Below are 14,141 nucleotides of genomic sequence, written 5' to 3' on the forward strand. Positions count from 1 at the left end.
CTAGATGGGTGCTTTGGGCCAATCCGTGAGTACCTTGGCCTCACCTATTCCCCTATTCTCCCTTTCATTGCATGAAGCACACTTACGCAGCGCCGAACCAATTTCGGCTGATGGCCACCCGGCAGGTTCTTGTTCTATTTTTGGTCGCTGCACTGGCATCAACAAAGTGCTATGGGCAAACCCCAGCGCACCAAGCCAACCGCCTGATTAGTGGCGCTACCGGCGGCACTAAGCCCGATACCACCGCACCGACGTCCAATGCCGGCACCAACCCTGGCCCCTTCGATACGGGCCCCGGTGGACCAGGAGCGATTCGCGTTACGGGGAGCGGGGTAAACACCATTTGCGCCGGCGACCATTTTACGATGACCGCCAGCGGGGGCAACGGCACCTTTACCTGGAGCCCAAACGTGGGGCTCTCCGCCACCACCGGCGCGGTGGTCGTGGCCGCGCCCCTGGTCACGACGACTTACAGCGTCACCAGCATCGACCCGGCCACGGGCCAGCCGGTATCGGCCGGGGGACCCGTGCGCGTGTACGAAAACTGCTGTCCTATCTCGCAGAACCCGACGGCCATCATCACCATCGCGGGCAGCCTGTTCAATGCCGGCACCGGCTCGCCCTTCATCAACCCGGCCACCGGCCAAAGCTACCCGGTGGGCACCCGGTTCCACTTCACGGGCAGCAGCCCGATAATTCTGAGTGGCCTGGCCTACCAGCCGCCCATGGGCAGCGTACTGCTGATGGACGGCGGCAAGGACCTGTATTTGCAGGACGGGGCCAGCCTGAGCCTGGCCGGCGTGAGCATCACGGCGGCCTGTGACGAGATGTGGGGCAAGCTGTGGGTGCGAAATACCGCCGTCGGCATCACGGCCACCTACGCCAACGGCACCCCAGGCGATGTCAACAGTCCGCCCGCCAGCACCCTGCCTACGCTCCGCAACCAGGTCAGCCACAGCTTGGGTGGCATCGATTTTGAGCAGGCTTCGGGCAGCAGCGCCGGGCCGTACTACCAGCTGGCCGGCATCGATTTTTTACATAATGAACAGAGTATGGTGCTGCACCGGGTCAATACGCCAAACGCTGCCCGGAGCGACGGCAACTTTGTGGTTGGGGCTTTATTTGACTCCAAACCGGAATCTTTCAAAGCACCCAAAGCTTTCGCGGCGGGCGACCCCAACTATCCCCATTACTCCCAGTACCATGTGTGGTTTACCGGCAATTGTGGAATTGAGTGGGATTACAGCACCTTTCGCAACGCGCTGTTTGGCTTCCACTCCCCGGACGACGGCAGCGCCTCGACGCTTGATGCCGGGGAGAACCGGTATGAAAACCTCTGGCTCGCGGCCATGAACCTCAACAGTTCAAACACGAGCGGTCTGCTGGCGTTGGGCGGCCCTTCGTATTTCGTGTTTCCCACGGCCACCAGCTTGCCGAACACCCCCCAATTTACCACTGCCGTTGCGAATGACGTGCTGGACGGCGTGGGCGAAACGCGGGGTATTTTCACCAACGGTACGCTGCTGCTAACCATCTACAACGCCGATTTTCGCCAGACTAACAATCCCTACACGGATTTTACTTTTTCCCAACGCACTAAGCAGGTCGGCATCAAGGTAAAGCGCCTGGGCGTCGCCAGCAATAACACCTTCACCCTGCTGCACACAGGCATTCAGTTCAGCGGTGTGTTATTTAATAACCCTTACAATTCGCTGGGCACCGTCAATACCAGCGTGTTTACCCAATGCCAACGGGGAATTGAAGTCTCGGGAGGTGGCACCAACCGTGCTTCTACAAACTTTAATAATCCGTGTGCTCCCACGGTATCACTACCGTTGTATTGTAATACGTTTGACCGCAGCAACGGTACCTTCCCTGGAACGGCCTACGGCATTATAGTGACCGGGGCACCGCTTGTCTCACTTGACCCGCTGCCTAGTTCGGTACCAACTCCGGTCCAACCGCGCTCGAATAAATTTCTTGATTATTCCGCTGGAAAACCTGCCTTTTATGCTATTTACAATGGCAGTTGTACTGCTCCACAGTTTTTTAACTACACCACTTTCCCTGATTATATAGACATACCTCCTGTGCGATTACAACCTTTATTCTCAGGCCATCACCAGTTATCAGAATTATGTTTTAATGTATCCTTGCTTCGAGCAAATCAGACCTATCCCCAAGGACAGGTTTGTGGAAGCGGCAATCCAGGGCTTGAACGGACCAATGCACCGAATGGCTTATCACAGAACAGTCCCAACCCAGCAACGGAATCTACTTCTTTTGCTTACCAGCTAGTTAAAGAAACTCACTCAGCTGAGTTGCGCGTCAGCCGGGCCACAGATGGTCGCCCGCTGCAACGCTATGCGATACCAGTTAAGCAGGAAGGCGTATTTGAAATGAATGTTTTGGGCTGGCAGCCCGGTCTGTACTTCGTTACAATGTATGCTGATGGGGTTCCTGGGCAAACAAGGCGGCTACTTGTAAAATAGTCTTTTATGTTAACAATCTACTCGTGATGAAACAGCTTAGCCTAATTCTACTTTTTGTTTTTCAGTTGAGTCCCTGCTTCGCGCAAACGCAGCCCACACGCCTCTGGCAGCGCAATTACCGCTACAACAACCGGCAAGGGGATGTAGGACTATTCAAACGCCTTACTACCAAACGGCTGTTAGCTGCGGCCAGCCTGACGGGCAACACCGATACGGCTTATCGCGCTGCGATACTGGGCTTCTTTAATAACAACGGAGACACGGTTCGTTATCGACTACACAACCCGACACGCAGCATAGCAAGCCAAAATATATTCCCGCCCAGCTACGGGTATGGTGATGCCGTTGCAACGCCGAATGGTGACTTGTTAATATTAGGTGGTATTACCTCCGGCTATATCCAAGGGGTGTACCAACCTCCTGTCATCACCTTAAATCGCACCGATTCGACCGGTATTGTGCGATGGACACGGCCGCTTACAATCAATGGCCAGATATCTTACGCTTTTAAGTTGTTGGCTTTGCCTGATGGTGGGGCCCTGATTTCCTGTGCGCCCGCTTCTCCAGCGTCAGTCAGTGCGCCGATAGCGGTAGTGCTACGGGTAGATTCGGCCGGCTCGGTTTCCTGGCAGCGCACCTACGGCCGGGCCTATTCAGCGTTGACTCACATGGCAGCCCTGTCTGACGGCTCGTACGCCCTGGCCGGCTACCAGGAGCGCCCCTACCCCGGTGCCAGCTACGTGCAACCCGACGTGTGGGTGCTGCGCATCACGGCCAGCGGCGACACCCTCCGCTCCCGCTACTACGGGGGGGCCACGGACTTTGAAACGCTGCGCGACCTGCGCCCCACCCCGCACGGTGGCCTGTTGCTCACCACGGTGAAAAGCATCGGGGCGGGCCCAAATGTCTACACCAAAGCCTGGCTCATGCAGCTCGACAGCCTGGGCCAGGTGCAGTGGCAGCACCTGCTGGGGCCCGCCACCGGAGCCAGCGCCCCGAGCTACGACCTCTCCCACGGCCGCCCCCTGGCCGACGGCAGCGTGCTGGTGAGCGGCTACCGCAACACCGGACAATATTATACGCAGCAACTCACCCAATACCTTGCCCTATTCCGTCCGGCGGTGGGTGGCGTCGCGCAGCCGGTCTGGGAGCGCTACACCCCCAGCAGTGGCCCCGACTACGAACCCAACCGGTTCCTGGACCTGAGCCCCAATGGCACGCTCACGCTGGCGGGCACCTTCTCCGACGCCACGCAAAACAACACTTTCGAACTCACCCGGCTCAGCAGCGTGGGGCTGCCTTACGAGCCCAACCTGTGCCAGACCCCGCCCGTGGCCGCCTTCGGCTACGCGCCCACTCCTACCGGCGACAGCCTGCGCTTCGTGAGCCTGTCCACGCCCGGCCCGCCGTATGCCCAATTCGTGCGCTGGCGCTGGGACTTTGGCGACGGCACCCACTCCGACGGCCCCGCGCCCCCGCCCCACCACTACGCCCCTGGCAGCGGGGCCGCCACGGGGGTGCGCCTCACCGTCACCAACAACCTGGGCTGCACCAGCACCGCGGTGGTTTACCCGTTCGCGCTGGCCACCGCCGCCCAGCGGTTGCTCCAGGACCGGCTCAGCGCCTTTCCCAACCCGGCCGGGACCGGCGGCGCGACGGTGCAGCTGCCGGGCCTGCGGGCGCAGGGGCCCGTGGCGGGCGAACTGCTCAACCCGCTGGGCCAAGTGGTGCGGCGCGTGAGCTGGCCCGCCAGCCAGCTGGCCCAGAGCGTACGCATAGACCTGAACGGCTTGGCCACGGGCGTGTACACCTTGCGGCTCCGGCCGCAGGAAGGTGCCTTGGTCAAACGCCTGGTGATTCAATAACCGGGGGCTTTTGTTTCACTTATTCTATTCTTCCAAAAGAAAAAGCCGCAGGCCAGCAGCAGCAACCAATACCGGGCGGCGTGGGCCAGCACCGCCCCTTCCAGGCCGTAGCGCGGCAGCAGCACGGCCAGTAGCGCCCCAAATACCGCCGCCGAAGCCGCCTGCACCGCGATGTATGGCCCCGTGCGCGCCCGGGCCGTGAGTTGAAAGATGAACAGCCAGCTCAGAAACTTGGCCCAGTCGCCGAGCAGCTGAGGGGCCAGGAATTCGCGGGCACCCAGCAAATGCGGCGCAAACAGCAGCGGCAGCAGCCAGTTGCGGCAGGCAAAAATCAGCCCCAGGCCCACGGCCAGCACCGGCGCCAGCAGCCGCAGCACGCCCAGCAGGTAGCCGCGCGCCCCCCGCGCCTGCCCGGCCAGCGCCGCCAGCCGGGGGTAAAAAACGCTGCTCATCACGGCCACGAATACCATGGTGTAGTTGTCCGAAAGCTTGGCCACTGTTTGCCACAAATCAGTACGCACCGGGCCGTAGGTGTGCAGCAGGTAGTCGCGCAGCACGTAGTCCACGGCCTTGCCAAAGAGCAGTGTGCTCACAGCCATGAGCAGGAACTGGCCCAGCCCACGCAGCGCCAGCCGGCTGACGGGCGCGGCCGGCCGCAGGTGCCGCAGCAGCCCGGCCCGCGCCGCCAGCACCAGCGCCGGCAGCAGCGTGAGACCCTGCGCCAGCAGGTAAGCCAGCAGCACGATGTTCAACGGAAAATGCTGGAGCAGGGTGACCGCAGCCGCGCCCGTGCCCAGCCCCGACAGCGCCACCGACAGCCCAATGTAGGCCCGCAGCCGCCCGGCCGCCAGCAGCGCCGCGCCCAGCAGCCCCTGCCCGGTGAGTAGCACGATGCCCAGCAGGAATGCCGCCAGGCTGCCCCAGCCCCAGCCCAGCAGCCCGCGGCTGGCCAGCACGCCTGCCCCGGCCAGCAGGGCCGCGCCATTGAGCCCGGCCGCGGCCCCCAGCCAGGCCCGGTAGCGCGGGCTGCCGGGCCGCAGCGGCGCGAGGTATTTCACCAGGCCCACATGCACGCCATCGTTGGGCAGGGCGGTGAGCAGGGCCATCAGGTTCTGGAACTGGGCCAGCAGGGTGAGGCCGCCGGCCGGCGCATACACCGCAAACAGCTTGTTGAGCACCAATGCCCCCGCCCCGCGCGCCGCTACGGCCACGCCCGTGCCCAGCGAGCCGCGCACAAATTCCCGCCAGATGGGTGGATTCGGGGTTGGGATAGGTGGTGGGGTGGTGGGCATGCAAGTGCAAAGAACGGGCGAGCCGCTTACAGCGCCTTTTCCCAGCTCAGGCGCAGGCCCGCCACTCCGCCCAAATGCCGCTTAAAGCGCAGCAGCGAGGCATTGGGGCCGGAGTCAAGGGTCGAGGTGCCAAGGTCGAGCACGGCCATGCCGCTGGCGCGGGCGAACGCGTGCAGGCCTTCGTTGAGCAGCACCACCGGGCTGAAGGAATTGCAGCGCAGCGGGCTGGCCGGGTAGAAGTTATACAGCACCCGCTCATCGACCCGAATGGCCACCGTGACGGCCGCCCACCCGCCGTCCGGCTCACGCACCGAGAACAGAAAATGCTCCCGGGGGAAGCGCTGAAACAGCTCCTGCACCCGCTCCAGGGGCAGCGACAATTCCTGGCCCCGCTCCTGCCGGCAGGTTTTGATGAAGTCGTAGGCCGCCGGCAGCAGAAAGGGCGGCTCCTGCTCGAAGTGCAGGCCGTGGCGGCGGCACTTGTGCAGTCGGCGGCGCTCGGAAGGGTGCAGGTGGGCTTCGTAGTCGCGGGCGGGGTCGAGGTGGTAGTTCAGCTCGGCCAGACTGACGCGGTAGCCGCGCTGGCGCAGGGCTTCGGCCAGCGTGGCGGCCCCGGCGGGGTCGTAGGCAAACGGGTAGCCCCGCATGGTCAGCTGCCGGATGCCCGCTTGTTGCAGCCGGCTTTCGGCCGCGTCCAGCAAGGCATGAACCTGGCCGATGGACACGCCCGCCGCCAGCTGCACGGCCCCGAACGGCGCCTGCGCGGGGCTGCGGGCCCGGCCCGATTCGGTATTCAGCGCAACGTGCAGCTGGGCCACGGTTTGGCCGGCCGCGGCATTTTCCAGATAAAAGCTGAGCACCGGGCCCGCCGCCGGCTGCAGCGCCTGATGCGCGGGCCGCAGGTACAGAAACGACTCGAACGCCAGCGGCAGGCGGGGCGGGGCCGGGCCCTCGGGCCCGCCTGCGGCCACGTACACGGCCAGCCCGGCGGCACCGCTGGCCGCGCCCGCTTCGGTGGCAACTAAGGAATTCGTACTTTTCAACCCGGTCTGCTGTGGCTTTCCCGGCAAAGTACGGTACAGATTGGGTGCGTGGCCCCAGGCAGGGCCTGCTTCAGTCCCCCGCTCCGGGCATCTTCATCTTACCACCATGCGTAAGGGGCGAAGTTGCGCCTTTGCTTTCGCCTACTTTCCCGCCGCATGTCCCCGCTCAGCCCCTCCTCCCAGGCCACCCCCAACCTCTCGCCCGCCCTGGCCGAAACCGACGGGGTCAGCTTCGGTATCACCGACCGCGAGGCCACCCGCCAGGCCCGGGAGCAGCAGGTGGGCCAGCGCCCCGGCACGCTCAACATCCGCGAAGGGGCCATGAAGCCGCGCCTGTTTCTGATGTCGTACGACGACGACACCTTCACCGAAGAAGAATACACCGACCGCTACAACGAGCTAATCGACCAGCTGCGCGAACACCCCGACCTCAAGCACTGGATTGACGTGCGCGGCTACGGCGACCTGGCCCTGATTGAGCAGCTGATGCAGGAATTCGGCATTCATCCGCTGCAAATGGAAGACGTGCTGAACGACTACCAACGGGCCAAAATCGACGTTTTCGACGATAATCGCCTGTTCATGGTGTCGCGCATGACCGACTTTACCGCCAACCTGGAAATCGACGACGACCAGCTGTCCATTTTCACCGGCCCGAATTATGTGCTGTCGTTTCAGGACGATTACGACGACTGCCTGGACTCGCTGCGGGCCCGCATCCGGTCCAATTTCAGCACCCTGCGCCGCCACCCGGTGCTGTACCTGGCCTACGCGCTTACCGATGTGGTACTCGACCACTACTACCCCACCATGGCCGCCATCGGCGACTACATTGAGGACCTGGAGGAAGCCATTTTTGCCGATAAGCGCCCCCGCCGGCTGCTCAACCGCATCCTGCGCATCAAGAAGGACGTGGTGCGCTTCCGCCGGCTGGTGTACCCGGAGCGCGACAAAATCGCGGAAATCCTGCGCCTGCCCGAAGAAGTGATGCCCGAGTCGCTGAAAATATTCTACCGCGATGCCTATGACCACGCCATCCAGGCCCTGGACCTGGCCGAAAGCTACCGCGACAACATTTCTTCCCTCACCGACCTCTACCTCTCCGACCAGGGCAACCGCATGAACGAGGTGATGAAAGTGCTGACCATCATCAGCACCATTTTCATTCCCCTGAGCTTCGTGGTGGGCCTCTACGGCATGAATTTCCAGCGCGACGACGGCCACGGCCACCTGCTGCCCCACAACATGCCCGAACTCTACAGCCCCTGGGGCTACCCCATTGTGCTGGCCGTGATGGGGCTGGTGGTGGCCGGGCAGCTCTTCTACTTCTATCGCAAGGGCTGGCTCACGAATCGGTAGGAAAAGCCTGCGCCGCGCCGGCGGCAAACCGGGGCCGGGCCGCAAGGCTCGGCCCCGGTTTGCGTTACTTTGCCGGCCCACTGCTACCCCGTTTTATGGCCAGGAAATACCAGGTTTTCATCAGCGCTGCCTTCGACGGCCTCAAAGAGCACCGCGACGTGGTGGTAAAGGCGGTATAACATCCCAGTGGAACAGGCAGGACATTGAAAGTGGGGGTCAATAAGAAGTAGTCTTTCACCCAAAAACGCCCCCGCGCCACTCCGGCACGGGGGCGTTTTGCCGGTGGCCCGAAACGCCTCCGCAGCGGGCTGCTGATGTTTCTCCAAGGCTCCGGCAAACCCGGCCGGGGTCGTATCTAGCCCGGCCCCGGCCGCAATAAGCCCGACCTTGGCCGTAGAAAGTACGACCTGGGTTGTATAAAACGCGGCCTGGGTCGCGTAAAGCACGACCCAGGCCGCCCGCACCACGGCCGGACGGGCACAAAAAACGGCCCCGGTCGCCACGCGGGCGGCCGGGGCCGGGCCAGTTGCCACCGGATTACATGGCCGGGGGCGGGGTCGGGACGTCGGCGGGCTTGGGGCCGTTGGGAAACCGCTCGCGCATCACGTCGATGATGGGCTTCACGCCGGGGGTCTTGCCGCGGTCGTCCTGGCCGTTTTTGTAGCCGCCACGGGCCATGCCCATCACGGTATTGCCGGTCGCGAGTTTGTTGCCGCTGAGCTGGGCCACGATGGTGGCGGCGGCCACGCTCAGGTCGTCGGCATCCCGAAAGGACTGCAGCTGACCGGGGTAGGCGGCAATCATCTCATCGGTCACGGTGCGGGGCAAAATTTGCGGGAAGTTGGCAAACAGCTGCGCGGCCTGCTCGGCAAAGGGGATGCTTTCGCGGCCCATCGCGGTGCTGCCCAGGCTTTTTTGCTCGGCATCCGTGAGGTGCACCTCAAACGGTGCCAGTGTCGGCTACTTCCTTGAGCTTGGCCAGGGCATCGGTTTTGATTTTGGCGGGAATGTTGGGCGGGTTGAGGGCCATAGGAGTTGTTGGGGGTAAAATGAAAAACACCCGGCCATTAAGCCGAACAGTTGGCAAAGTAATATAATATACCGATAGCCAGTGGAATGGTGCGGCCAACGGCTCCCGCCCCGCCCCTACAGCACTGCCCGCACCTGCGCTACCCGCTCGGCCACCGTGCCTTCTACCAGCGTGAAGGGGATGCCGTAAAAGTCCAGCTGCATCAGTATCATGCCGTGCTGAAAGCTGCGCAAGGCCTCGGGCCCGCGCCAGCCGTCCTGCTCGAACGGCACGGTGGGCGCACACACAAACGTGTGGGCGTAGCGCTGCCCGCACACCGCCGCCATGGCCTGCAAAGCCGGGTCGCAGCGGTGGAAATAGTAGTAGGAATACAGCGCCGTGGTGGCGGCGTTGGTATCGCAAAAAAGCACCCCGTGGGCCTGCACGGCCGCTTCGTCCTCCAGCTCGGCGTGGCGGCGGGCAATGTAGAGCAAGTCTTCGTAGTCGAGATTGCCGTTTTTTTGCTCGTGCAGCGTGCGGCCGTATTCCGGCACCCACGCGGTACCGCAGGCCGCCGCCAGCGCTTCGCAGAGCGTGGACTTGCCGCTGCTTTCGGCCCCCAGAAATACGACGCGGGGCACCACCGCGGGCGGCACCACGCCCAGCTGCGCGGCCACCAAAGGATGCAGATACTGCGCCGCTGCGACCGGGTTTTCACGCACCACAGTGCCCGATACCGGCACCCGCCCCCGCGCCGCATCAACGGCTACGTGCGGCACGCCCAGGTGCGCGGCAAAGCCGGGGCCATAGGCTTCGCTGGTGAACACCACGTCGATGCGAAGGCCCTGCCGGGCCAGCCACTGCCGCACAAATTCGCGCTGCGTGTCGTCATCGGCGGCGTCGGGCGGCACGCCGTCGGCCCCGGCCGAGAGGGCGAAAATGCGCAGCGGCGTAGTGCCGATGCGCGGACCATCGGCCCGCTCGTCGCCCCGGTACAGCTCGCGCAGCCACTGGGCGCGCACGGCGGCCGGCAGGGTGGCCGAATCGGGATTGGCGTACACCAGCACCACCAGCTCCCGCACCTGGGCCGCGGCGGCTTCGAGTAGCAGCTGGTGCCCCCGGTGTGGGGGCCAGAACTTGCCCACGACGAGGCCGGTGGAATTGGGTGCGGTCATAATTGGGGTGGGCACGACACCGTGGTGCTGGTTTAGGGCAACGAAACTTTAAGCTCGGTGCGCCGCAGCTCACGGCCCACGGTGCGTACGAATTGGTAGGTATCGGCGCCGGCATCGTAGCTCAGGCCAACGCCGGGGCCGGTGCTGGGCAAGGCGGCGCCCCCCAATAGCCGCCCCCCGGCATCGTAAAGAAATACCTGGCCCGGGCCGAACTCCGTGACGGCCACAATCCGGTGGTTACTGCCGAAATCGAAGAGCTGCACCGGTTTTTCACCCGAGGTCACGAAGCGCTGGGTGAGCAGGGGCGCCGCCTGGGTGGGGAGGTACACATCGAGCTGGTTGCCGTCTTCGCGGGTCACCACGAAGCTGCGGCCGCGCGGGTCGGGCACGAGGCGGAAGCGGGCGGTGCGGCTCCAGGTGGCCACCCGGCGGCGGCTGAGGATGTCGCCGCTCAGCGTGAAATTCACCAGCTCGCCGTGCTGGTTCACCACCGTGAAGCGGGTGCGGCCCAGGGTGCTGCCGGTTTGCACCAGCACATCGCCGGCCAGCCGCCCGCCCACGCTCAGCGGGAAGCCGGGAAACAGGTTTCCCTGCCCGTCGAAGGCGTATACGTAGCCGTTTTGCAGGGGCACCAGCACCACGTCGCGGCTGTTCACGTTGAGAACGGCCGGCCGGCCCGCCAGCGGAAAATCGAGGCGCTTGGGCTGCCAGCCGGGAAATAAATGGCCCTTGGCATCGAGCAGCAGCAAGGCATTGCCGGCTGTCACGGCCAGAAGGCGGGCGGGCACGCCGGGACCGGAACCGGGCGCGGCCAGCAGCGCGGCCACGCGCACGGTATCGGGCAGGTTGAGGGGAAAGGGCAGCACTTCCCGGCCATCGTTGGCCAGCAGGTGCAGGCGGTGGCCGGCCCCCAGCAGCAGGCCGCCCGGCACCCCGCCCCCGCTGGGCAGCAGCCCTGCCCCCACGGCCGGCCCAGCCAGCGTATCGGACCACAGCACCGCGTTATCGGCGCTCACAAAATGCAGCGCGCCGGCCGAGTCCTGCACCACCACGGCCGGAATGCGCGTGCCCACCACCGGCAGCAGCGTGGGCAGGCCCACCAGCGGATGTTTGAAGGCCAGGACCCGGCCATTGGCCGCCGCGCCACCGGCCTGCGCCACGGCCGGGCCCAAATCGGGGTGGCGCAGCAGCAGCTGGGTAAAATATTGTGCTTCGGGGGCTGCTTCGTTCTCGGCGGGCACCAGCTGCAGGGCAATCTGGGGGAAGCGCTTGAACAGGGTTTCGTTGCGCAGCAGGCCGGCCCGGCGCTCTTCGGTGAGCACCCCGAGCAGGGCGTTCCAGCTGTTGTGCGTGTCGATGAAAATGCTCAGGCGGGCCCGGGGCAGGGTTTCCCGCAAAAACGACACCTGCGCCGGAGTCTGGGTCCAGGTGCGGCCGGCCACTACGTCGGCCAGGTAGCCGCTCAGGGTGGGTTCATCCGAAAGCACCAGGTAGCTGCCCACCAGCACGCCCGCGCCGGCGCGCACCTCCACGGCGCGGGGCTGCGCGGGCGCCAGCAGCGGCCCCAGCACGTCCGCTTCCTGGAAGCCCACCGGGTGCACTTCGTAGGAGCCCACCTTGGTGAAGGCCGGCGAGCTGCCGTCGAGCCGGCGCAGGCGGGCCAGCCAACGGGCCGTGCGGGCCGGCACCGGGCAGCGCACAAACGCCAGGCGCCCCGGCCGGCCGCCTGCCGTGGTGGTGGCCAGGTAGCCAATGGCCATCTCACCATCAAAAGTGGCCCGGAGGCTATCCAGCGCCGCATTGCGGCCCAGCGAATCTACCAGTGGGCGGCCCGGCCGGGGCCAGGTCTGGGCGGGGTTGGCCGCGAGGTGCAGCAGCAGCGCGGTGCGCGTGCTGAGCAGGCCGGCTAGGCCCAGCGGTTGCGCGGGCTGGCCTCGCAACCGCTGCTGCAAAGTACCCCTGGCAGTTTCGGGGTTCGAAAACCCTTGCAGCTGGGCCCGGCTGCCGGCCAGCTTCGCGCCCAACAAGCCCTGCGAAACCAACCCTGCCAGCTGGTCGAACTGTCCGTGGGCTTCGGGCCGAAACAACACGTCCAGGAACTGCGGCAGGCGGCGGTAGTTCACCAGCAGCGTGGCGTCCATGTCGCGCAGCTTCAGCAAATCCGTCGAGCCGAAGGCGGCCAGCACGGTGGGCGCTTCGGGGTGGGCCAGCCGGCGGACGACGGCTTCTACCAGGCCGGCATTGGCACTCACGAGCAGGTGGTTGCGATAGTTGAGCACGGTGAGGCTGTTCTCGCTGCGCAGCTCGGTGAGCACGCTGAATTCCTGGCCTTCGTAGTCGCGGGTGGTGAGGCGGTAGCGGGCGTCGCGGCCCAGCGTTTCGAGCAGGCTGCGCACCTGGCGGTACTCGCTCACCTGGCTCAGGGGAATCTGGTAGAGCACGTCGAACTCGCCCGGCCCGGTCACGTGAATGGAGGTGATGACCAGCTTGTGGCCCAGCAGCGCGAGCAGGCCGTTGCGGCGGCGGGCGTTGCCCCCGGCGAGGCTGTCGGCCAGGGCCAGGTGGCCGGCCGCCTGCTGGAAATAGCGCACGGCCGTGAGGTTGTCCCACAGCTCGGTTTCCTGCAGGTGGCGCACCAGCGCGGGGTGGTCGTGGGTGCTCAGCACCAGCACCGCATCGTCGGGCACCAGGGCGTAGGGGTCCACGGGCACCGCGGCCAGGGTGCGCCGGTAATACACGTAAGTGGCCAGCGCCAGGAGTAGCAGCAGCGCGGTGAGTAACGCCAGGAGCTTGCGGGACATGCGAGAGGAAGCGGATGACGGGCGACGAAAGTACGGGGTTTGGCCGCTTGGCGCTGCCTGCCGCCCCCCTTGCGGCCGAAAAACCCGCTGTGCCCTGACACTTCCCCCAAAAGGCGGCGTATCTTTCTGCTGGCTACCAAGCGCCTCCTCAACCATGCTTCACTGGCAGAACACACTTGCGAAAATAATGGCTTGCTGGCCTCGGGGCCGCATTGCGGGCTTTGTTTTCCGGCTTTCCCTGCTCCCGCTGCTGGCTTTGCCGGCCTGCTTCCAGCTGCGCGAGCCTGAGCCCGCCGCCACGGCCAGCGAGTGGATTCAGCCCACCCAAATCGATATTTTGCTGGCCAACTTCACCACCGCAGTGCAAAACCTGAACGTGGCGAATTACGAGCGCAGCCTCAGCGGCCCGGATTACCGCTTCGTGCCCGACCCCACCAGCGCCGGCTCCTCGCCCGCCCTGTTTGCCAACTGGAGCGTGCCCGAAGAAACCACCTATTTCAGCAGCCTGCGCCGCCGCACGGCCCCCGGCGTCACCAATTCACTCACCCTCACCGACCGCCGCGACCAGCTCTACACCGCTGATTCGGTAGAAGTCACGGCCTTGTATCAGCTCAAAGTTACTCAGCAGGACACGGCTTTCCACGCCGGCATTCTGCGCGGCAACATGCGACTCATTCTGCGGCGGCGCAATAACGAGTGGCGCATTATCGCCTGGCGCGACCAACGCACCACCACCGGCCTGTGCTGGACGGATTTGAAAAAATATTTCAGCTCGCACTGACTTGCGCCTACGGCGGAATGCGGAATGCGGAATGCGGAATGCGGAATGCGGAATGCGGAATGCGGAATGCGGAATGCGGAATGCGGAATGCGGAATGCGGAATGCGGAATGCGGAATGCGGAATGCGGAATGCGGAATGCGGAATGCGGAATGCGGAATGCGGAATGCGGAATGCGGAATGCGGAATGCGGAATGCGGAATGCGGAATGCGGAATGCGGAATGCGGAATGCGGAATGCGGAATGCGGAATGCGGAATGCGGAATGCGGAATGCGGAATGCGGAATGCGGAATGCGGAATGCGGAATGCGGAATGCGGAATGCGG

Annotated in this window: 9 protein-coding genes; 4 read left to right on the forward strand and 5 right to left on the reverse strand. The window is 64.5% G+C overall.

The genetic code is table 11. From position 1 onward, the window contains the following. The first annotated feature begins 71 nt into the window (after positions 1-71). Positions 72-2,492, forward strand: a complete 2,421-nt coding sequence (locus J4G38_RS04605; RefSeq protein WP_210515117.1) for a hypothetical protein — start codon at positions 72-74, stop codon at positions 2,490-2,492. Between the two features lie 668 nt (positions 2,493-3,160). Then, positions 3,161-4,357: a PKD domain-containing protein gene (locus J4G38_RS04610; RefSeq protein WP_210515114.1), complete on the forward strand. Its 1,197-nt coding sequence runs from the start codon at positions 3,161-3,163 to the stop codon at positions 4,355-4,357. Here the strand turns inward: J4G38_RS04610 and J4G38_RS04615 are convergent. After that, a complete protein-coding gene (locus J4G38_RS04615) occupies positions 4,351-5,649 on the reverse strand; it encodes an MATE family efflux transporter (RefSeq protein WP_210515111.1) in 1,299 nt (432 codons plus the stop codon). The two genes, J4G38_RS04610 and J4G38_RS04615, sit on opposite strands and share 7 nt — an antisense overlap. Positions 5,650-5,675: 26 nt before the next feature. Next, positions 5,676-6,692: a hypothetical protein gene (locus J4G38_RS04620; RefSeq protein WP_210515108.1), complete on the reverse strand. Its 1,017-nt coding sequence runs from the start codon at positions 6,690-6,692 to the stop codon at positions 5,676-5,678. Positions 6,693-6,848: 156 nt separating this feature from the next. On the opposite strand from J4G38_RS04620, the gene corA reads away from it, so the two are divergent. Continuing rightward, the gene (gene corA / locus J4G38_RS04625) at positions 6,849-8,051 is read left to right on the forward strand and encodes a magnesium/cobalt transporter CorA (RefSeq protein ID WP_210515105.1); all 1,203 of its coding nucleotides are present in this window, start codon (positions 6,849-6,851) and stop codon (positions 8,049-8,051) included. Between the two features lie 537 nt (positions 8,052-8,588). Here the strand turns inward: corA and J4G38_RS04630 are convergent. From J4G38_RS04630 to J4G38_RS04640, 3 genes are all read right to left on the reverse strand, one after another. Beyond that, on the reverse strand, positions 8,589-8,990 hold the full coding sequence (locus J4G38_RS04630; RefSeq protein WP_210515102.1) for a hypothetical protein: 402 nt from the start codon (positions 8,988-8,990) through the stop codon (positions 8,589-8,591). Between the two features lie 207 nt (positions 8,991-9,197). Then, a complete protein-coding gene (locus tag J4G38_RS04635; protein WP_210515098.1) occupies positions 9,198-10,235 on the reverse strand; it encodes an AAA family ATPase in 1,038 nt (345 codons plus the stop codon). A 32-nt stretch (positions 10,236-10,267) separates the two neighbouring features. Beyond that, positions 10,268-13,036 (reverse strand): hypothetical protein, encoded by a 2,769-nt coding sequence (locus tag J4G38_RS04640; RefSeq protein WP_210515095.1) that lies wholly within the window; start codon positions 13,034-13,036, stop codon positions 10,268-10,270. Positions 13,037-13,223: 187 nt separating this feature from the next. On the opposite strand from J4G38_RS04640, the gene J4G38_RS04645 reads away from it, so the two are divergent. Further along, the gene (locus J4G38_RS04645; RefSeq protein WP_210515093.1) at positions 13,224-13,817 is read left to right on the forward strand and encodes a hypothetical protein; all 594 of its coding nucleotides are present in this window, start codon (positions 13,224-13,226) and stop codon (positions 13,815-13,817) included. Positions 13,818-14,141 lie beyond the last annotated feature (324 nt).

It is taken from the genome of Hymenobacter terricola, from assembly GCF_017921975.2.
GTDB classification, from domain to species: domain Bacteria; phylum Bacteroidota; class Bacteroidia; order Cytophagales; family Hymenobacteraceae; genus Hymenobacter; species Hymenobacter terricola.